Raw genomic sequence first — 18,123 nt, 5'->3', positions numbered from 1 at the left:
GACCCGGGGCGCGCCCCGGTCAGCCCTCCCGTACGTCGGCCAGCGCGGCCCCCGCGTGCCGGATCAGCTCGCGCGGATCCATCGGGAACACGGTGTGCGGGGTGCCCGCGGCCGCCCAGACCACCTCGTGGGCCAGCAGGGAGCGGTCCGCGAGGACCCGGGTGCGGGTGCGGTGCCCGAAGGGCGGCACCCCTCCGATGGCGTAGCCCGTGGTCTCCCGGACCAGGGCCGCGTCCGCCCGGGTCACGGCGCCCGCCCCCAGCTCGCGGCGCACCGCCTCCACGTCCACCCGGGAGGCCCCGTCCATCAGGACCAGGACGGGAACCCCGTCGGCCGCGAAGATCAGCGACTTCACGATCTGGCTGAGCTCGCAGCCGATCGCGGCGGCGGCGTCGGCGGCCGTCCGGGTCCCGTCGGGGAAGCTCCGTACGTCCGGCTCCAGCCCCAGTGCGGCGAGGGCTTCGGCGAAGAGGGGGTGCGCGGTGGTGGTCATGAAGACACGCTAGGGCCTGTCGCCCCGCCCGCGCGACGCCCTTTCGCGGCCCCGCTACAGCGCCGAGCGGACCGCCCGGACCAGGGCCTGGGCGCGCGGGTCGGCGGTGACCGACTTGGCGTGGGAGTTGGTGACGTAGCCGAAGCCGATGCCCGCCTCCGGGTCCGCGAAGGCCAGCGAGCCGCCACGTCCCGGGTGCCCGAAGGAAGCCGGGGACAGCAGCGGGGAGGCCGGGCCGTGCAGCATGTAGCCGGGGCCGAAGCGGGTGTTGACCACCAGCACGCGGTCGGGGCCCGAGGAGAGCTCCTTGCCGGCCAGCGCGGTGGTGGCCGGGGTGAAGATCCGCGCGCCGTCCTCCACCACGCCGATGGTGGCCGCGTAGAAGCGGGCCAGGGCGCGGGCGGTGCCGATGCCCGCGGAGGCCGGCAGTTCGGCCGCCCGGTAGGCGGGGTCGTTCTCGTCGGGCAGCGGGAAGATGGCCGCGAAGGCGCGGCGGGTGAGGGAGTCCGGATCGGCGTAGGCCGCGGAAACGTTCCGCTTCGGCCGGGTCCTCAGCGTGCCCGCGCTCTCCGGCGGATCGACCGGCGCCACCCGGCCCACCCGGTGCGCCTCGGACTCCGGCAGGCCGATCCAGAAGTCCAGGCCCAGTGGCTCCGCGATCTCCTCGGCGAGGATGCCCGGCAGCGAACGGCCGGTCGCCCGCAGCACCAGCTCGGACAGCAGCCAGCTGAAGGTCTGCGCGTGGTAGCCGTGCTCGGTGCCGGGCTCCCAGAAGGCCTGCTGGGCGGCGACCGCGCGCGCTCCGGAAACCCCGTCCGCGGCCTCGGCCACCGTCAGCCCGCGGTCCAGGGCCGGGACGCCCGCGCGGTGCGCGAGCAGGTCGCGCACCCGGGTCCGCTCCTTGCCGCCCGCCTTGAACTCCGGCCAGTACGAGCTCACCGGCGCGTCCAGGTCGAGCAGTCCGCGCTGCTGGAGCAGCAGCGGTACGGCGGCGGCCACGCCCTTGGTGGCGGAGCGGACGATCTGCGCGGTGTCCTCGGCCCAGGGCTCCGCACCCTCGCCGCCGTCGGCGTCCTTGGTGCCGGCCCAGAGGTCCACGACCTTGCGCCCGTCGCGGTACACGGCCACCGCCGCGCCCCGGTCACCGAGCACCTGGAAGTTGCGTACGAACGCGTCCCTGACGGGCTCGAAGCCCTCCGCCACCACACCCTTGATGTCCACGGGGTGTGCAACAACCTCCGACCGGCGCTTATGCCACCGCTGTGCTCATCCCACCGCTGTGCTCATCCCACCGATACGGACCGCGGGTCGAAGCCGAAGGGCAGCTCCAGCCGGTGCGCCCGCATCAGCGCCTCGTCGCACAGCACGTCCTGCGTCCTGCCGTCGGCCACGATGGTCCCCTCGCTGAGGATCACCGCGCGCGGGCAGAGCTCCAGCGCGTAGGGCAGGTCGTGCGTCACCATCAGCACGGTGACGTCCAGCGAGCGCAGGATGTCCGCCAGCTCGCGGCGCGAGGCCGGGTCCAGGTTGGAGGACGGCTCGTCCAGTACGAGGATCTCGGGCCGCATGGCCAGTACGGTCGCCACCGCGACCCGGCGGCGCTGCCCGAAGGAGAGGTGGTGCGGGGGCCGGTCCGCGAAGGCGGCCATCCCGACCTGCTCCAGGGCTTCGCGCACCCGCTCCTCCAGCTCGGCGCCGCGCATTCCGGCCGCGGCCGGGCCGAAGGCCACGTCCTCCCGGACGGTGGGCATGAACAGCTGGTCGTCGGGGTCCTGGAAGACGATGCCGACCCGGCGGCGGATCTCGGCGAGGTTGCGCTTCTCCACGGGCAGCCCGGCCACGCTCACGGAGCCGACGCCGCCGGTCAGGATGCCGTTGAGGTGCAGCACCAGGGTGGTCTTGCCGGCGCCGTTGGGACCGAGCAGCGCCACCCGCTCCCCGCGCCCGACGGCGAGGTCGACCCCGAAGAGGGCCTGGTGGCCGTCGGGGTAGGCGTAGGCGAGGCCGGAGACTTCCAGCGAGGGCGGGGGCGTGGGCGTGGGTGCGTTCACAGGGTCCATCCCATCAGACAGACGGCGAGCGCCGTCACCGGGAGGGCGGCCGCGTACGCCCACTGCGTGCGGGTGGCCGCCACCTCGTCGATCACCGGCATGGAGCCGGCGTAGCCGCGGCTGACCATCGCGAGGTAGACCCGCTCGCCGCGCTCGTAGGAGCGGATGAACAGGGCTCCGGCGGTCTTCGCGAGGACCCCCCAGTGCCGGATTCCGCGCGCCTCGAAGCCGCGGGAGCGCCGGGCGATGGACATCCGGCGCAGCTCGTCGCTGATGACGTCCCCGTACCGGATCATGAAGGAGGCGATCTGGACGAGCAGCGGCGGCAGCTTGAGCCGCTGGAGGCCCAGCAGCAGGGCGCGCAGTTCGGTGGTGGAGGCCAGGAGCACGGACGCGGCCACGCCGAGGGTGCCCTTGGCCAGGACGTTCCAGGCGCCCCAGAGGCCGTTGACGCTGAGCGACATGCCGAGGAACTCCACCCGCTCGCCCTGGGCCACGAAGGGCATCAGGACGGCGAAGGCGACGAAGGGCACCTCGATCAGGAGGCGGCGCAGCAGGAAGCCGAGCGGGATCCGGGCCACGGCGGCGGCGGCCGCGATGAGGACGGCGTACAGGCCGAAGGCCCACACCGCCTCGCGCGGTGTGGACACGACGACGGCCACGAAACCGAAGGTCGCCGCGAGCTTGCAGTGCGGCGGCAGGTCGTGGACCGGCGAGCGTCCCGGCCGGTAGAGCTTGTGGGCGTGGCCCGCTCCCATGTCAGGCGGCCGGTACGGCCGTGGAGGCGGCCGTCAGGTCGGCGCTGCGGCGGCGGCGCACGGTCCAGAACACCCCGGTGCCGACGGCGACGGTCGCGCCCACGCCGATGACCCCGGCGAGGCCGCCGGAGAGGCGGGCGTCGGAGACGTCCTTGACGCCGTAGTCGGCGAGCGGGGAGCCGGCGGCCGCGTGCTCGGTGACCTTCTGGTCGATGCCGTTGTCGGCGGCGACCTTCTCCAGTCCGTCGGGGCTGGAGGAGGCGTAGAAGGAGACGATGCCGGCCAGCGCCAGCGCGGCGACCAGGCCGGTGATCCACACGGGCTTGGTGGAGCGGGCGGCGACCGGCACGGCGGCGGGGGCGGAGGGGGCGTCGACCAGTTCGCCGCCGACGCGCAGCTTCAGCGGGGCGGACAGGCCGCGGGCGCCGTGGACGAGGTCGGGGCGGACGGCGATCACGGCGCCGACGGTGGCGGCGGTGATGAGGGCCTCGCCGATGCCGATGAGGACGTGGACGCCGACCATCGCGCCGAACACCTTGGCGAGGGGGACGTCGGTGGTGCCGCCGAGGGCGTAGAGGAGGGTGAAGAAGGCGGCCGCGGCGGGCACCGAGAGCAGGGCTCCGGCGAAGGCGGCGACGGTGACCGAGCGGCGGCTGTCGGGCAGCAGCTTGACCAGCCCGCGGAAGACGGCGTAGGCGACGACCACGGTGACGACGCCCATGGTGACGATGTTGACGCCGAGGGCGGTCAGGCCGCCGTCGGCGAACAGGAGGCCCTGCATGAGCAGGACCACGGACACGCACAGGACACCCGTGTAGGGGCCGACGAGGATCGCGGCGAGCGCGCCTCCCAGCAGGTGGCCGCTTGTTCCGGCCGCGACGGGGAAGTTGAGCATCTGTACGGCGAAGATGAAGGCGGCGACCAGGCCGGCGAGCGGCGCGGTGCGCTCGTCGAGTTCCCGGCGGGCGCCGCGGAGGCTGACCGCCACGGCTCCGGCGGCGGCGACACCTGCGGCAAGGGAGACGGGGGCATCGATGAAGCCGTCGGGCACATGCATGGTTCTGCTCCGCTTCCTGCGGTCCGGCGAACGGACCGGTGAACGGACCGTTGAGCTGACAAAGTCTTTAACCGTTCAAGAATAGGGCCTTCTTGCGAATAGTTGGCAAGAGCGGTGGCGTCACAAATAGCCCCGTGCGGATTCGTGGGAATGTGCGAGGCTGGGGGCAATACGGACGTAAATGTTCCGATTCGAGGAGTCTTGTCGATGTCAGCCGCCGCCGAGAATCCATCCGCAGGTGCCACCGCCACCCGGGCCGCGACCGCCACGGCCCCCCTCGTCGAGGCCCCCTTCACCGAGGCCCCCTTCGTCGAAGAACGCGTCCGGGCCCGAGTGATCACCGACGACCCGCTCTACCGGGCCATCCCGGTCGCCCTGCGCTTCGTCCCCGCCGAGCCGCTGGCCGTACGGATCGTCTTCCCCGCCGACCTCTCCCCCGAGGGCACCGACAACGAGTGGGTCTTCCCCCGCGCCCTCCTGGAGGCCGGCCTCCAGGCCCCGACCGGGACCGGCGACGTACGCGTCTGGCCCTGCGGACGCGTCCAGGCGGTCGTCGAGTTCCACTCCCCGGAGGGCGTCGCCGTGGTCCAGTTCGACATCGCCGCCCTGCGCCGCTTCCTGCGCCGTACGTACGCGCCCGTGCCCGCGGCCACCCGTTAGGCCCAGCCGGACCCGCCCGATCCGGACGAGCCGCCCGATCCGGACGGCCCTGTCACGCGGAACGGCCCCGCACCTCTCGGTGCGGGGCCGTTCTGCGTGCGTACTGCCGACCGACCGAAAGGTCAGACGTTGGCCAGCTCGCGGTCCTTGTCGGGACCGGAGCCGTCCGAGGAGTCACCGAGGTGCTTGCGCAGGCTCTCGCCCTCCACGTCCACGTTCGGCAGGATCCGGTCGAGCCACTTCGGCAGCCACCAGGCCTTGTGGCCGAGCAGTGCGAGCACGGCCGGGACGATGGTCATGCGGACGATGAAGGCGTCGAAGAAGACCGCGATGGCCAGCGCGAAGCCGATCATCTTGACCATCTGGTCGCTGGCGCCCATGAAGCCGGAGAACACCGCGATCATGATGACGGCCGCGGCCACGACCACCCGGGCGCTGTACTGGAACCCGGTGACGACGGCCTGGCCCGGCCGCTCCCCGTGGACGTACGCCTCACGCATGCGGGTGACCAGGAAGACCTCGTAGTCCATGGCCAGACCGAAGACCACGCCGACCATGAAGATCGGCATCATCGACATGATCGGACCGGTCTGCTCCACCCCGAAGAGCGAGCCGAGCCAGCCCCACTGGAAGACCGCCACGACGGCGCCGAGGGCGGCGACCACCGAGAGCAGGAAGCCGAGGGCCGCCTTGAGCGGGACCAGGATCGAGCGGAAGACGAGCATCAGCAGCAGGAAGGCGAGGCCGACGACGAGTGCCAGGTAGGGCAGCAGCGCGTCGTTCATCTTCTGCGAGAAGTCGATGTTCATCGCGGTCGCGCCGGTGACGAGCACCTTGCCGCTGTCGCTGCCCTCGCGGATCTCGTGGACCAGGTCCTCGGTCTGCGCGGAGGACGGGCGGTCCTTCGGGACGACCGTGATGACGGCGGCGTCCTTGGCCTCGTTCTGGGTGGCCGGCATGACCGCGGCCACGCCGTCCAGGCCCTTGATCCGCTCGACCGTCGCGTCGGCGAGCGCCTTGTCCCCGTCCACGACGACCATCAGCGGGCCGTTGAAGCCGGGCCCGAAGCCGTCGGAGAGCAGGTCGTACGCCTGGCGCTGGGTGGTGGACACCGGCTGCGCGCCGTCGTCCGGCAGGCCCATCTCCAGCTTGCTCGCCGGAATGGCGATGATGCCGAGGCCGATCACGCCCGCGAGCAGCACCATGACGGGGCGGCGCAGGATGAAGCGGGCCCAGCGGGTGCCTCCGTTGGGCTTGGCCTCGGCACCTTCGGCGGCCGCCTTGCCCTTGCCGAGGAAGCGGGACTTGGTGCCGGCGGGCAGCACCTTCTTGCCGGCGAAGCCGAGCATGGCCGGGACCAGCGTCAGGGCGACGAGGACGGCGATGACCACGGTTCCGGCGGCGGCGAAGCCCATCTTGCTGAGCATCGGGATGTTGACGACGGCCAGGCCCACGAGGGCGATGACCACGGTCAGCCCGGCGAAGACGACGGCGGAACCGGCGGTTCCGACGGCCCGGCCCGCGGCCTCGTCGCGCTCGCGGCCCTCGGCGAGCTCCGCGCGGTAGCGGGAGACGATGAAGAGGGCGTAGTCGATGCCGACGGCGAGGCCGATCATCATCGCGAGGGTGGAGGTGGTGGAGCCGAGGTCCAGCACGTTGGCGAGCGCGGTGATGGAGGAGATGCCGATGCCCACGCCGATGAGCGCGGTGAGCAGCGGCAGGCCCGCGGCGATGAGCGAGCCGAAGGTGATGACGAGGACGATCGCGGCGATCGCGATGCCGATGATCTCGCCGGAGCCCGTCTCGGGGGCGGCCTGCAGGGCGTCGCCGCCGATCTGGACGTTCAGGCCGTCGGCCTTGGCGGCCGTGGCGGACTCCGTGAGGGCCTCGCGGGTGGCGTCCGTCAGCTCCATGCCGCTGACCTTGTACTTGACGCTCACATAGGCCGTGGAACCGTCCTGGCTGACGGCCTGGGCCTCGTACGGGCTGGTGACCGAGGAGATCTGATCCTTGCCCGGACCGTCCTTCAGCTCACTGACGATCTTCTCGACCTGGGGCTTGACGGCCTCGGAGTCGACCTTCTCGCCGGCCGGGGCCTTGATCACGATGCGGGCGGTGGCGCCGTCGGCGGCCATCCCCGGGAAGCGCTGGTCCAGCAGGTCGAAGGCCCTCTGGGCCTCCGTGCCGGGTATGGAGAACGAGCCTGAGGTGGGTGCGGACGCCGATGCCGCGCCGAAACCGGCGACGAACAGCAGCGCCACCCAGACGAGGGCGACGAATCGGCGGCGCCGGAAGGCGCCCCTGCCGAGTCGGTAAAGGAAGGTGGCCACGTCGGTGGTTCTCCCGTTCGGGTCGTGGGATGGATCAGGGCATGAAATGCCGTTCCGACGACGAGAGCGGCGTGTCAGGAGCAGGCAGGAATCGAGCGCGGGGACAGCGCGGGCGGGCGGCTGCGCGGGTGAGCAGCCGGGCAGGTGTGCGGCCGGGCAGGATCAGACGCCGAGGGCGGGGAAGACCACGGCGTCGATGAAGTCACCGAGGAAGGTCCGGTCGACGGACCGGTCCTCGATGAGCGGAAGGGCGATGAACGCCCCGATGAGCATGTGCGGAACGAAGGCCAGGGCCGGACAGTCCGGGGCGATCTCGCCCCGGTCGACCGCTCTTTGCAGCATCTCCTGCAGACCGTTGATCTCCGGATCGACCAGCAGGTCCCGCAGCGCCTTGTGGAGCTCGGGGCTCTCGTGCACCGCGTGGGTCAGGCCCCGCATCAGTGCGGTGTCCTTCGCCATCTGCGCATCGTCGGAGTTCTCGATCATGACCCCGAAGTCCCCGCGGATGCTGCCCGTGTCGATCTCCCGGAGGGAGACCGGCTGGGTGCAGCGCAGGGCCTTCGCGACCAGCTCGGGCTTGCTCCCCCACTGGCGGTAGAGGGTGGCCTTGCTGGACTTCGTACGGGCGGCGACCGCGTCCATGGTCAGCGCCTCGTAGCCGACCTCCCGGAGGAGGTCGAGGACCGCACCGTGCAGTTCGGCTTCCCGTTCGGGGGTGATCCGGCTGCGACGCGACATGACCTCTTCGACCATCTCGGCGTCTCCTCCCGACCTTGCCCAACCGAACGAAACCGTTTCGTACGGATCGACCATACCCCGGCTCCCGAGCGAAACGAAACCGTTCCGTTTCGCTTGGGGCGTGGTGTCGGTCACGTCCCCAAGGCCGCCCGCCGCCCCCGCGGGAAGCCGCATGGATCACCTGTACGAGTTGCCAGCCCCCCTCCGCGCGGAAAGCATTGGGGGGTGAGTCACGACGCGGCGTACCTCCGGTTCCCCCATCTCCACGACGATCTGCTGTGCTTCGCCACCGAGGACGATCTCTGGGTGGCGCCCCTGGTTCCTCCCGGAGAGCCCGCGGGCCGGGCCTGGCGGATCACCGTCGACCGGACCCGGGTGGGTCACCCCCGGTTCTCCCCCGACGGCAAGCACATCGCCTTCACCACCTGGCGCAGCCTCGACCCCGAGATCCACCTCGCCCCCGTCTCGGGCGGCCCGGCGCGCCGCCTCAGCTACTGGGGCGCCACCGACACCCGGGTCTGCGGCTGGACCCCGCCCGACAAGGACGGTCGCAGCGACATCCTGGCCGTCTCCTCGCACGGCCAGCCCTTCTCCTACTTCGCCTGGGCGTACACCCTCCCCACCGACGGCAGCCCCGGCGGCCGGCTCCCCTGGGGGCCCGTCTCCGACATCGCCGTCCACGACGAGGCCCCCGACGGCGAGGAGCCGGGCGAGCGGCGCACCCTGCTGCTGACCGGCAAGCCCCCGCACGAGCCCGCCGCGTGGAAGCGCTACCGCGGCGGCGCCACCGGCCGGCTGTGGCTGCACGGGCAGCGACTGCTGGAAGGCATCGAAGGCCACCTGGACTCGCCGATGTTCGTGGACGGCCGGATCGCCTTCCTCTCCGACCACGAGGGCATCGGCAACGTCTACTCCTGCCTCCCCGACGGCACGGACCTGCGCCGGCACACCGACCACGAGGAGTTCTACGCCCGGCACGCCTCCAGCGACGGCTCCCGGATCGTCTACCAGTGCGCCGGCGACCTGTGGATCGTGGAGTCGCTGGCCGAAGGCGCCACCCCGCGCAAACTGGAGGTCCGCCTCGGCGGCCCCCGCGCCGGCCGGCGCACCTACCAGGTCCCGGCCGCCAGCCACGTCGACTCCCTCTCCGTCGACACCACCGGGCGGGCCAGTGCCGTCGTCGTGCGCGGCAGCCTGTACTGGCTCACGCACCGCGACGGGCCCGCCCGCACCATCGCCGACACCCCGGGCGTACGGGTCCGCCTGCCCGAGATGCTCGGCAGCGGCGGGCAGGTGGCGTACGTGACCGACGCGGAGGGCGAGGACGCGATCGAGATCGCCTACCTGCCCCGCGCCTCGGGCGACCGCGAGCCGCGCCGGCTCGCCTCGGGCGCGCTGGGCCGCGTACTGGAGCTGCTCTCCGATCCGGACGGGGAGCGGCTCGCGATCGCCTCCAACGACGGCCGGCTGCTGCTGATCGACGCGACCGAGGAGTCCAACGGCGAGGCCAGCGAGCTGATCCGGTCCGAGAACGGGCCCGTCACCGACCTCGCCTTCTCCCCCGACGGCTGCTGGCTGACCTGGTCGCACCCGGGCATCGGCCGCTCGCTGCGCCAGATCAAGATGGCCCGGATCTCCGGACCCGGCGCCCACACGATCATCGACGTCACCAACGGCCGCTTCGAGGACGAGAGCCCGGTCTTCACCCGGGACGGCCGCTACCTCGCCTTCCTGTCCTGGCGCGGTTTCGACCCGGTCTACGACGTCCACACCGGCGACCTGTCCTTCCCGCTGGGCTGCCGCCCGTACCTGGTGCCGCTGTCCTCGGCCACCCCCTCCCCCTTCGCCTTCTCCCCCGACGGGCGCCCGGCCGCGGGCGGACTGGACCCGGTCGAGGGGGACTCGGAGTCCGGCGACGGAGCGGTCACCGTGGAGGTGGAGGGCCTGGAGAGCCGGGTGACGCCCTTCCCGGTGTCGGCCTCCAAGTACTCGGCCCTGTACCCGGTGCACGGCGGCGGGCTGGTGTGGCTGCGCTGGCCGATCTCGGGCGCACTCGGCGAGACCTTCGCCAATCCGGCCGACGTGAGCGGCAAGCCGACACTGGAGTACTTCGACCTCACCAAGGCCCGCAAGACGGAGCTGGCCTCCGGGCTGGACTGGTTCGCGGTCAGCGGCGACGGCACCCGGCTCGTCGTCAACGAGGACGGCGACCTGCGCGCGGTCCCGGCGACCGAGTCGGGCGACAGCGACTCCACCGTCTACCTGGACCTGCGGCGGATCCTGCACGAGGTGGACCCGGCGGCGGAGTGGCGCCAGGCCTTCGAGGAGGCGGGGCGGCTGATCCGCGCCTACTTCTGGGAGCCGAAGATGTGCGGCATCGACTGGGACGGGGTGCTGCGCCAGTACCGCTTCCTGGTCGAACGGGTCGCCTCCCCCGACGAGTTCGCCGACCTGATGCGCGAGGTCCTCGGCGAGCTCGGCACCTCGCACGCGTACGTGTCCCCGGCCCGCCGCAACGAAGGCCCCCCGCACTACCAGCGGGCCATCGGCCTGCTCGGCGCCAACCTCTTCCCCCGCGACGGGTCCTGGGTCGTCGGCCGGATCCTGCCCGGCGAGTCCTCCGACTCCAAGGCCCGCTCCCCGCTCGCGGGCACCGGCATCCGCGAGGGCGCGGTCCTCACCCACGTGGACGGCCGGCCGGTGGACCCGGTCACCGGGCCCTACCCGCTCCTGTCCGCGGCCGGCGGCACCACCGTGGAGCTCACCTTCGAGCCCGCCGAGGGCCAGGGCCGCTCGCGCCGGGTCGCGGTCGTCCCGCTGATCGACGAACGCCCGCTGCGCTACCAGGACTGGGTGGCCAAACGCCGCGCGGTGGTCCGGGAGATCAGCGGCGGCCGGTGCGGCTACCTGCACATCCCCGACATGGGCGGCTCGGGCTGGGCGCAGTTCAACCGCGACCTGCGCGCCGAGATGTCCAAGCCCGCCCTGCTCGTGGACGTACGCGGCAACGCCGGCGGGCACATCAGCGAGCTGGTGGTGGAGAAGCTGACCCGCTCCATCCTCGGCTGGGACCTGACCCGCAACGCGCAGCCCGTCTCCTACGCCTCCAACGCGCCCCGGGGCCCGATCGTCGCCCTGGCCGACGAGGCGACCTCCTCCGACGGGGACATGATCACGGCCGCCTTCAAGCTGCTGGGGCTCGGCCCGGTCGTGGGCCAGCGCACCTGGGGCGGGGTGGTCGGCATGACCGGCCGGCACACCCTCGGCGACGGCACGGTGATCACGGTGCCGATGAACGCGGCCTGGTTCCCCGAGTACGGCTGGTCCGTGGAGAACCAGGGCGTGGAGCCCGACCTGCCGATCCTGCGCACCCCGCTCGACTGGGCGGAGGGACGGCACGCACAGCTCGACGACGCCGTGCACCTGGCGCTGGAGCTGCTGGAACAGGACCCGGCCGCGGTGCCGCCCGGCTACACGGACGTACCGGACCGGCGCCGGCCCAAGCTGCCGCCGCGGGGGTGACCGCGCGGGAGTGACCGGGCGGGGCGGGTGACCGCAGGGCATGCGGGCATGCGAAAGGGGTGCGACCCGGGACGGCGGGTCGCACCCCTCGGCACGTTTCTCAGGGACTGCTGCCTACTTGTCGAAATTCTCGTCGAACGTGTCGCGAGCCCTGTCCTTGGCCTGGTCGGCGGCCTGCGAGGCGCGCTCGGACACCTCGTCCTGCTTGCCGGAGGCCTTCGCCTTCTCCGCGAGTTCCTTCGCCTTGTCCTGGAACTGGTCCCTGATGCCCATGGGTCCTCACTCCTGTAACGGTGTTCGGTAAGGGGAACCCGACCAGTCTCGCCCAGGTGGACATTCCTCGCATTCCGATCAGCGGCCCTGACTGCGCTCCTGCTCGTCCGCGGCCCCGCCGGCCCCCACAAGCCCCTTGGAAACGCTGGCCAGTCGCGGCTCGAACCGCTTCATCTCGCGCTGTCCGACTGCCGAGATGATCGCGGGCAGGTACCCGCGGACCCCCTGCATGCCCCGCAGCCACCACTGGGCGTACACGTGCGCCGAGCGCCGCTCGATGCCCGCCACGATCCGGTCGACGGCCGGCCCCAGCGGGTACGTCTGGTTCGACGGCCACGGCAGCCGCTGGCGCAGTTCGCGCATGACCTCGTCCCGGTCGGCGCCGCGCACCATGTCCGTGTCGGTCCAGGACAGGTAGCCGACGCCCACCTTGACCCCCTTGTAGCCGACCTCGGCGCGCAGGCAGTGCGCGAAGGCCTCGACCCCGGACTTGGAGGCGCAGTAGGCGGTCATCATCGGCGCCGGGGTGATCGCCGCGAGGGAGGCGATCTGCAGGAAGTAGCCGCGGCTCTCCATCAGCACGGGCAGGAAGGCCCGGGCGGTGACGGCGCCGCCGATCAGGTTGACCTCGATGACCCGGCGCCAGGCGTCGGGGTCGGAGTCGGCGAAAGGCCCGCCGGAGGCGACACCGGCGTTGGCGACGACGATGTCCACCTTGCCGAAGCGCTGCTTGACCTCCTGCGCGACCCGGGCCATGGCCTCGTGGTCGGTGACGTCGGCGTACCAGTGGTCGCTGTCGGTGTGCAGCCGCGCGGAGACCTCCTTGAGGGCCTCGGGCTCCAGGCCCACGAGGGCCACCTTCGCGCCGCGGGCGGACAGTTTGCGGGCGAGCAGCTCGCCGACCCCGCGCGCGGCCCCCGTGACGACGGCGACCTGTCCTTCCAGACTCTTGCCTGCACTCACGGGGTCTTCTCCTCTGCGGGTTCGTTGACGTCGGAACGGCTGACGGCGGAGCGTCCGACATACGCCCCGGCGAGCTCGCGCACGGCGGCGGTCACGGCCTCCGGGGCCTCGATCGGGCTCATGTGCCCCACCCCGGTCAGCTCGGTGAGCCCCACGCAGTTCGGCAGCGCGGCCGCCAGCCCCCGGGCGTGCACGATCGGCGTCAGCCGGTCGCTCTTGCCGCCGAGGACCGCGGTGGGCACGGTGAGCGCGGCCAGCTGCGCGTCGAGGTCCAGCGAGGCCAGCACCCCGGACCAGGCGTGCCGCACCGGGGTGGGGCAGGCGTGGACGATCCGCGCACAGGCCTCGACCTTCTCGGGCGCGGAGCCGGGGCCCATCGTGGCGTACTTCAGCACCTTGCGGGCGACGGGCGTGACGGGCCCGAGCGGGGCCCGGGATCCCAGGATCGCCCCGGTGATACGGGTCCTCGCGCGGCCGGCGCGCCACGGCAGGACCTGCGCCTCCTCGACCAGCCGGCCACTGCCGGTGCTGCACAGCAGCGCGGCCGCGGCGTGCTCGGCGAACTCCGGCCGGGCGGCGGCTGCCATGACCGTCATCCCGCCCATGGAGTGGCCCGCGACGACGGCCTTCTCTCCGGGGGCGAGGGTGGCCCGCAGGACCGCGACCAGGTCGTCGGCGAGGGCGGCGGTGCCGTAGCCGGACACGGAGCCGGCCGGACTGCGGCCGTGGCCCCGCTGGTCGTAGGCGATGACCCGGTGCCCGGTGGCCAGGGCCCGTATCTGCGCGGCCCAGAAGGCGGTGGAACAGGTCCAGCCGTGCGCGAGCACGACGGCCGGGGCCCCGTCCTCGCCGTGCACCTCGACGTGCAGGCGCGCACCGTCGGCGGAGGTGGCGACCAGCTCCCGGCGGGCGGCCGGCGGGGCGTACGGCCCCGCGGTCACGTGCGTCAGGCGGCTCACGCGGCCCCCTCCCGCTCCGCTTCGGCGGCGGCCGCCGGAACCCGTTCGCGCTCGCGCTCGCGGCCCCGTACGACCTCGTACTCGCCCAGGTCCACGCCCAGGGTCTCCTTGCGGAACTCCCCGGTGGTGCCCGGCCAGACCGTGGTGTTGCGGCCCTGCGCGTCCAGGTACCAGCTGGTGCAGCCGCCGGTGTTCCACACCGTCCGCTCCATGCGGGTCTGGACCTGCCGGTTCCAGGCGTTGACCGCGGACGGCCGGGCGGCGAGGGCGACCTTCCCGCCCAGACTGCTCCCACCGAGGAGGGCCAGCTGGCGCATGTAGTCCGCCATGTAGTTCAGCTGCGACTCGATCATCAGGATCATCGAGCTGTTCCCGAGCCCGGTGTTCGGCCCGATGATCGTCATCCAGTTCGGGAAGCCCGCCGCGGTGGCCCCGCGCAGCGACTGCATCCCGTCCTTCCAGACCTCCGCGAGGGTCTTGCCGTCCACACCCACCACCCGGTCGGCGATCGGCATGTCCGTGACGTGGAAGCCGGTGCCGAAGACGATCGCGTCGACCTCGGTCTCGGTCCCGTCGGCCGCTACCAGCACCGACCCCCGGATCTCCTTCAGCCCGGAGGCCACGAGGTCCACGTCGGGCCGGGCGAGCGCCGGGTAGTACTCGCTCGACAGCAGGATCCGCTTGCAGCCGATGCGGTACGAGGGCGTCAGCTTGGCCCGCAGCTCCGGGTCCTTGATCGAGCGCGCCATGTTCGCCTTGGCCAGGGACTCGATCAGACCGAGCTGGTTCGGCCGCTTGGTGAAGGCGCTGACCTGGAGTTCCCTGATCCCCCACAGCAGCCCGCGGCGGGCCGCCCGGGTGAAGGGGAGCTGGCGGTGCAGCCAGCGCTCCACCGAGGTGATCGCCCGGTCGGTGCGCGGCATCACCCACGGCGGGGTGCGCTGGAAGAGCGTGAGCCGCTCCACCTCGGGCGCGATGGCGGGCACGATCTGGATGGCGGAGGCGCCCGTACCGATCATGGCCACGCGCTTGCCGCGCAGGTCGTAGTCGTGGTCCCAGCGGGCCGAGTGGAAGACCTTGCCGGGGAAGCCGGCGAGTCCGGGTATCTCCGGCATCTTCGGGTCCGACAGCGGCCCGGTGGCGGAGACGACCACGTCGGCGGTGAGGTCCCCGCCCGAGGTCTCTATCTCCCAGCGCATCGCGTCCGCGTCCCACCTCATCATCCGGACCTCGTGGTTCAGCCGGATGTGGCGGCGCAGCCCGAAGGTGTCCGCCACGTGCTCCAGGTACTCCCTGATCGCGGGCTGCCCGGAGAAGGTGCGGGGCCAGTCGGGATTGGGCGCGAAGGAGAAGGAGTAGAGGTGGGAGGGCACGTCGCAGGCGCACCCGGGGTAGTTGTTGTCCCGCCAGGTGCCGCCGACGGAGTCGGCGCGCTCCAGGACGACGAAGTCCGTGATCCCCTCGCGCCGCAGCCGCACCGCCGCGCCCAGCCCGCCGAACCCGGACCCGATCACCGCAACGCGTACGTGCTCGCGTCCGTGCTCGCGTTCCCGCTCGCGCCCGTCCATGCCACCGCCCATGCCAGCCACCTTCGGATGCCGATGCCAACGCCCATTCAGATGCTGCCAGCAATCACTGGCACAATCGGGAGAGTAGAGCAGCCCCGTACTCATGGGTAGGGGTCGCGCCGGGAAAGTTACCGGGAGTACGCCCTAGGCTGCCCACGTGCCGCACAATGCGACGCAGGACGCCGTGCCACCCACCTCAGCGACAGAAGCAAGGACCACAGTGCGCGAATACCGCACGGAAGAGCTGGCCGAGGCCGCCGGCATACCCGTACGCACCCTGCGCTTCTACCGTGAGCGCAAGCTCCTGCCGCCGCCGCGCCGCGAGGGCCGCATCGCCTGGTACGACGACCACCACCTGGCCCGGCTGCGCACCATCGCCGCCCTGCTGGAGCGCGGCCACACCCTCGGCGGGATAGCCGAACTGACCGTCGCCTTCGAGAACGGCCGCGACGTGGGCCAGCTGGGTGAGCTGCTCGGCATCGGCTGGTCCGAGGAGACCCCGGTCCGCCTGACGCCCGAGGCCCTCGCCGACTACTTCGAGGGCGAGGTCACCCCGGAGAACCTGGCGGCCTCGCTCGACCTCGGCTACCTCGCCACCGACGGCGAGGAGATCGTCCACGTCAGCCGCCGGCTCCTGGACGTCTCCTCGGCCCTGGTCCGCGAGGGCGTACCGCTCTCGGCCGTCCTGGAGGCGGGCCGCCGGGTCCGCGAGCACACGGACGCGATGGCGGCCCTGTTCACGGAGCTCATCTCCACCCACATCTCGGAGGAAGCCGTCCCGCGCCTGCGCCCCCTGGCCAAGAGCGTGGTCGAGGCGGAACTCACGATGTCCATGGACCGCCTGCGCCCACCCGTACCGGGTCAGACGCCGAGCTCGTAGACCACGGTCACGGGCGCGTGGTCGGACCACCGCTCGGGGTGCGTCTCGGCCCGCTCCACGAACGCCTTGACGGCCTTGGCCGCCAGCCCCGGCGTCGCCACCTGCAGGTCGATCCGCCAGCCGGCGTCGTTGTCGAAGGCCCGCCCGCGGTAGGACCACCAGGAGTACGGCCCCTCGGTGTCCGGGTGCAGGCTCCGCACCACGTCCACGTACCCGGCGGTGCCGTACACCTGCCCGAGCCACTCGCGCTCCTCGGGGAGGAAGCCGGCGTTCTTCCGGTTGGTCTTCCAGTTCTTCAGGTCGGCTTCCTGGTGGCAGATGTTCCAGTCACCGCACACGACGACCTCCCGCCCGTCCGCGGCGGCCCGCACCTTGAGCTCCTTCAGGTACGTGAGGAACTCCCCCATGAACCGGTACTTCTCGTCCTGCTTCTCGGTCCCGGCCTCGCCGGAGGGCAGGTAGAGGCTGGCGACGGTCACACCGGGCAGATCGATCTCCAGGTACCGCCCACTGCTGTCGAATTCCTCGCTCCCGAATCCGACCTGCACCCGCTCCGGCTCCCGCCGCGTGTACAGCGCGACCCCGGCCCGCCCCTTGGCGGCGGCCGGTGCGAACACGGTGTGCCACCCCTCGGGCGCCCGCACCTCGTCCGGAATCTGCCCCTCCTCGGCCCGCACTTCCTGCAGGCAGACGACGTCGGCGTCGGACCCGGCGAGCCAGGGCGAAAACCCCTTCTTGGCGGCGGCGCGGATTCCATTCACATTCACGGAGGTCACAGAGAACATCCCTGCACGATAGCCGGAGCGTTCCGTAGGCTGTTCGGATGTCTCAGGAGATCCAGCTCCGCGCCGTGTCGTACGACCACCCGGACGCGGTCAAGCTCAATGACCAAGTGCAGATCGAATACCAGGAGCGCTACGAGGGCGAGGGCGACGAAACCTTCCTCGACCCGGCGATGTTCGCCCCGCCGCAGGGCCTCTACCTCCTCGCCTACGACGCTTCGGGCGCGCCGGTGGCCAGCGGCGGCTGGCGCAGCCACGAGGCGAACGACGAGGGCTACGCCGACGGCGACGCCGAGCTGAAGCGCATGTACGTGATCCCCGAGGCCCGCGGCCTGGGCCTGGCCCGCCGCATGCTCGCCGCCCTCGAAGCGGACGCCCGCGCGGCCGGCCGCGTGCGCATGGCCCTGGAAACCGGCGACCAGCAGCCGGAGGCCATCGCCCTCTACCTCTCCGAGGGCTACACCCTGACGGACGCCAAGTTCGGCCACTACCGCTTCCACGACTCCAGCCGCTGCATGACGAAGCCCCTGAACCCGGCGTAGCCGCCCCGACCCCTCCCCGAACCTCAGATCGGCCTCCGAACTCCCCACCGCCGGGGTCGCCCTCCGGCCACCGCGCCCACACTGGGCCGAGGACGTCACCACGACCCAGCGGGGGGACCGTGCCCACCGATCCGAGCGTCTACGAACTGGCCCACCTGGCCGGCGGCCCCCAACGCGTCGCCGAAACCGCCCTGATCGCCCTGCGCGACCTCGGCGCGCTGACCATCACCGGCCCCCGCGTCCGCGCGACCACGCCCGCACCACCCGCCCGCCACCCGGTCGAAGCGGTGCTCACGGCGTTCTGCTCGCGCGGACGCGGCGTCCCGGCCGCGATCGCGACCGTGCGCGAGGCCCGAACGCAAAAGATCCCGCCCGGTCTTCCGACCGGACGGGATCTCGTGACGTTCGCGGGAGCAACCCGTGAACTGTCGTTTGTGGACCTGTGGGGATTTGAACCCCAGACCCCCTCGATGCGAACGAGGTGCGCTACCAGACTGCGCCACAGGCCCTTGCGACGTGTGAAACATTAGCATCCCCTCGCGGGTGC

Annotated in this window: 16 protein-coding genes, 1 tRNA gene and 1 pseudogene; 5 read left to right on the top strand and 13 right to left on the bottom strand. The window is 72.2% G+C overall.

Going from position 1 to position 18,123, the window contains the following annotated elements:
• Positions 1 to 19 precede the first annotated feature (19 nt).
• From AC3IX6_RS22760 to AC3IX6_RS22740, 5 genes are all read right to left on the bottom strand, one after another.
• Positions 20 to 493, bottom strand: coding sequence for a YbaK/EbsC family protein (locus AC3IX6_RS22760; protein ID WP_489364092.1), 474 nt, complete (start codon positions 491 to 493; stop codon positions 20 to 22).
• 54 nt (positions 494 to 547) lie between these two features.
• A complete protein-coding gene (locus tag AC3IX6_RS22755) occupies positions 548 to 1,714 on the bottom strand; it encodes a serine hydrolase domain-containing protein (RefSeq protein WP_489364090.1) in 1,167 nt (388 codons plus the stop codon).
• 62 nt (positions 1,715 to 1,776) lie between these two features.
• Positions 1,777 to 2,553, bottom strand: coding sequence for an energy-coupling factor ABC transporter ATP-binding protein (locus tag AC3IX6_RS22750; protein ID WP_489364088.1), 777 nt, complete (start codon positions 2,551 to 2,553; stop codon positions 1,777 to 1,779).
• Positions 2,541 to 3,302, bottom strand: coding sequence for a cobalt ECF transporter T component CbiQ (gene cbiQ, locus AC3IX6_RS22745; RefSeq protein WP_489364086.1), 762 nt, complete (start codon positions 3,300 to 3,302; stop codon positions 2,541 to 2,543). Before cbiQ ends, AC3IX6_RS22750 begins: the two co-directional genes overlap by 13 nt.
• A gap of 1 nt (position 3,303) precedes the next feature.
• Complete coding sequence (locus tag AC3IX6_RS22740) at positions 3,304 to 4,359, bottom strand: energy-coupling factor ABC transporter permease (protein ID WP_489364085.1); 1,056 nt, start codon at positions 4,357 to 4,359, stop codon at positions 3,304 to 3,306.
• A 207-nt stretch (positions 4,360 to 4,566) separates the two neighbouring features.
• Between AC3IX6_RS22740 and AC3IX6_RS22735 the strand changes: the two genes are divergently transcribed.
• A complete protein-coding gene (locus AC3IX6_RS22735) occupies positions 4,567 to 5,019 on the top strand; it encodes an SsgA family sporulation/cell division regulator (protein ID WP_489364083.1) in 453 nt (150 codons plus the stop codon).
• A gap of 122 nt (positions 5,020 to 5,141) precedes the next feature.
• Here AC3IX6_RS22735 and AC3IX6_RS22730 read toward each other — a convergent pair whose 3' ends face one another.
• Together AC3IX6_RS22730 and AC3IX6_RS22725 are read right to left on the bottom strand one after the other, a co-directional pair.
• Complete coding sequence (locus AC3IX6_RS22730) at positions 5,142 to 7,349, bottom strand: MMPL family transporter (protein WP_489364081.1); 2,208 nt, start codon at positions 7,347 to 7,349, stop codon at positions 5,142 to 5,144.
• 162 nt (positions 7,350 to 7,511) lie between these two features.
• The gene (locus tag AC3IX6_RS22725; RefSeq protein WP_274553102.1) at positions 7,512 to 8,102 is read right to left on the bottom strand and encodes a TetR/AcrR family transcriptional regulator; all 591 of its coding nucleotides are present in this window, start codon (positions 8,100 to 8,102) and stop codon (positions 7,512 to 7,514) included.
• Positions 8,103 to 8,312: 210 nt separating this feature from the next.
• On the opposite strand from AC3IX6_RS22725, the gene AC3IX6_RS22720 reads away from it, so the two are divergent.
• Positions 8,313 to 11,609, top strand: a complete 3,297-nt coding sequence (locus AC3IX6_RS22720) for a S41 family peptidase (protein WP_489364076.1) — start codon at positions 8,313 to 8,315, stop codon at positions 11,607 to 11,609.
• 114 nt (positions 11,610 to 11,723) lie between these two features.
• Here AC3IX6_RS22720 and AC3IX6_RS22715 read toward each other — a convergent pair whose 3' ends face one another.
• From AC3IX6_RS22715 to AC3IX6_RS22700, 4 genes are all read right to left on the bottom strand, one after another.
• Positions 11,724 to 11,882, bottom strand: coding sequence for a hypothetical protein (locus AC3IX6_RS22715; protein ID WP_489364074.1), 159 nt, complete (start codon positions 11,880 to 11,882; stop codon positions 11,724 to 11,726).
• Positions 11,883 to 11,960: 78 nt separating this feature from the next.
• Positions 11,961 to 12,845, bottom strand: coding sequence for an SDR family oxidoreductase (locus AC3IX6_RS22710; RefSeq protein WP_489364072.1), 885 nt, complete (start codon positions 12,843 to 12,845; stop codon positions 11,961 to 11,963).
• Complete coding sequence (locus AC3IX6_RS22705) at positions 12,842 to 13,804, bottom strand: alpha/beta fold hydrolase (protein ID WP_489364070.1); 963 nt, start codon at positions 13,802 to 13,804, stop codon at positions 12,842 to 12,844. Before AC3IX6_RS22705 ends, AC3IX6_RS22710 begins: the two co-directional genes overlap by 4 nt.
• Positions 13,801 to 15,384, bottom strand: a complete 1,584-nt coding sequence (locus AC3IX6_RS22700) for a flavin-containing monooxygenase (protein ID WP_489364068.1) — start codon at positions 15,382 to 15,384, stop codon at positions 13,801 to 13,803. Before AC3IX6_RS22700 ends, AC3IX6_RS22705 begins: the two co-directional genes overlap by 4 nt.
• Before the next feature lie 208 nt (positions 15,385 to 15,592).
• On the opposite strand from AC3IX6_RS22700, the gene AC3IX6_RS22695 reads away from it, so the two are divergent.
• Complete coding sequence (locus AC3IX6_RS22695; RefSeq protein WP_489364067.1) at positions 15,593 to 16,252, top strand: MerR family transcriptional regulator; 660 nt, start codon at positions 15,593 to 15,595, stop codon at positions 16,250 to 16,252.
• Here the strand turns inward: AC3IX6_RS22695 and AC3IX6_RS22690 are convergent.
• Positions 16,234 to 17,037 (bottom strand): exodeoxyribonuclease III, encoded by an 804-nt coding sequence (locus tag AC3IX6_RS22690; protein ID WP_489364065.1) that lies wholly within the window; start codon positions 17,035 to 17,037, stop codon positions 16,234 to 16,236. The genes AC3IX6_RS22695 and AC3IX6_RS22690 overlap by 19 nt on opposite strands.
• 38 nt (positions 17,038 to 17,075) lie before the next feature.
• Here AC3IX6_RS22690 and AC3IX6_RS22685 point away from each other — a divergent pair, with 38 nt between their 5' ends.
• Positions 17,076 to 17,576, top strand: a complete 501-nt coding sequence (locus tag AC3IX6_RS22685) for a GNAT family N-acetyltransferase (RefSeq protein ID WP_489364063.1) — start codon at positions 17,076 to 17,078, stop codon at positions 17,574 to 17,576.
• Positions 17,546 to 17,923, top strand: a pseudogene (locus tag AC3IX6_RS22680) (TIGR04222 domain-containing membrane protein); the annotation flags it as partial. The gene AC3IX6_RS22685 and the pseudogene AC3IX6_RS22680, both read left to right, overlap by 31 nt.
• 88 nt (positions 17,924 to 18,011) lie before the next feature.
• Here the strand turns inward: AC3IX6_RS22680 and AC3IX6_RS22675 are convergent.
• Positions 18,012 to 18,085 (bottom strand) — tRNA-Ala (locus tag AC3IX6_RS22675).
• Positions 18,086 to 18,123: the final 38 nt, after the last annotated feature.

Source organism: Streptomyces sp. GL_141 (assembly GCF_057834385.1).
This window is presented reverse-complemented; position numbering and strand designations above follow the sequence as displayed.

Bases quoted from the DNA above. Each gene is read 5' to 3' on its own strand.
- AC3IX6_RS22760 (WP_489364092.1), bottom strand. From the start codon at position 493: ATGACCACCACCGCGCACCCCCTCTTCGCCGAAGCCCTCGCCGCACTG.
- AC3IX6_RS22750 (WP_489364088.1), bottom strand. From the start codon at position 2,553: ATGGACCCTGTGAACGCACCCACGCCCACGCCCCCGCCCTCGCTGGAA.
- cbiQ (WP_489364086.1), bottom strand. From the start codon at position 3,302: ATGGGAGCGGGCCACGCCCACAAGCTCTACCGGCCGGGACGCTCGCCG.
- AC3IX6_RS22740 (WP_489364085.1), bottom strand. From the start codon at position 4,359: ATGCATGTGCCCGACGGCTTCATCGATGCCCCCGTCTCCCTTGCCGCA.
- AC3IX6_RS22735 (WP_489364083.1), top strand. From the start codon at position 4,567: ATGTCAGCCGCCGCCGAGAATCCATCCGCAGGTGCCACCGCCACCCGG.
- AC3IX6_RS22725 (WP_274553102.1), bottom strand. From the start codon at position 8,102: ATGGTCGAAGAGGTCATGTCGCGTCGCAGCCGGATCACCCCCGAACGG.
- AC3IX6_RS22715 (WP_489364074.1), bottom strand. From the start codon at position 11,882: ATGGGCATCAGGGACCAGTTCCAGGACAAGGCGAAGGAACTCGCGGAG.
- AC3IX6_RS22700 (WP_489364068.1), bottom strand. From the start codon at position 15,384: ATGGGCGGTGGCATGGACGGGCGCGAGCGGGAACGCGAGCACGGACGC.
- AC3IX6_RS22690 (WP_489364065.1), bottom strand. From the start codon at position 17,037: ATGTTCTCTGTGACCTCCGTGAATGTGAATGGAATCCGCGCCGCCGCC.
- AC3IX6_RS22685 (WP_489364063.1), top strand. From the start codon at position 17,076: ATGTCTCAGGAGATCCAGCTCCGCGCCGTGTCGTACGACCACCCGGAC.